Raw genomic sequence first — 824 nt, 5'->3', positions numbered from 1 at the left:
AACTTGAACACATCATTCATTAGATTATCCTTTTTGCTTAATGGGGTCCACATGTTCCATCCCGTCCTCTTCCTATTATTACTAGACAGTATGGACACTTTCTCTATTAAACAGACATCTAACATTCACTTTAGCGAAGAAGCCATTTTTTTTATCAATTAATTCTAGTGAATGTGACATTGTTTCCATTCCTCCGGCAATCTAATTCTACAAAAAGTGGTTAATTGAACCAGATAGATACTTCTTTTATACTACAAATAGTGAAAAAAACCAATAAAACTAGGTCTATTGGACTCATAATAATGAATATAATTAGAAAATGTGGTGAAAAAGCAGGTTGATACAGAGCGGTAATTGATAGGTGCTTATAAGGTGAATATTAAGACAGGATTTTGTAGCCTAGGCTCTGCAGAAAACAGTTTATACTGAATGAAAACTATCTTTTTTAATCCATAAATGTCCCATTTTTCAAAAGAAAAGCCTGACAGCCGCTAATGCTGGTAGTAGGCATTGAGAACATAGGAGGATACATGTCCTGGAGCAAATTGAAGCAACAACTTGAGAGTTTCCGCTGTCCTGCGTTAAATGGAAGGGTCGAATACCGAGCGACCAGTTACCGTTATTTACCTGATAAATCTGGAATTTGTTATATTGCTGTAGATAAAAAGAACATACTCAATATGAGTGATATAACGAGCCCAATCAGATGGTATCAGTCGGAGCAGGAAATTAAGAATGATCCCAATGTCCAAGTTCCTATCAACAATGAAGAAATTGAAGCGATCAGAAAAGATACCAAGGGGACCGTTCCGGAGGATCGTCTA

1 protein-coding gene is annotated in these 824 nt (G+C 36.4%); it reads left to right on the top strand.

Translation table 11 applies throughout. The features are described from left to right. Positions 1–530 precede the first annotated feature (530 nt). Positions 531–824: SF0329 family protein (locus E0698_RS26240; RefSeq protein WP_443146926.1), on the top strand; the 294-nt coding region annotated here is incomplete at its 3' end.

Origin of the sequence: Paenibacillus sp. 23TSA30-6, from assembly GCF_014858585.1 — a bacterium.
Taxonomy (GTDB): Bacteria; Bacillota; Bacilli; order Paenibacillales; family Paenibacillaceae; genus Paenibacillus.
Note: the sequence above shows the minus strand (reverse complement) of the source record. Positions and strands in the feature narration are given on the sequence as shown.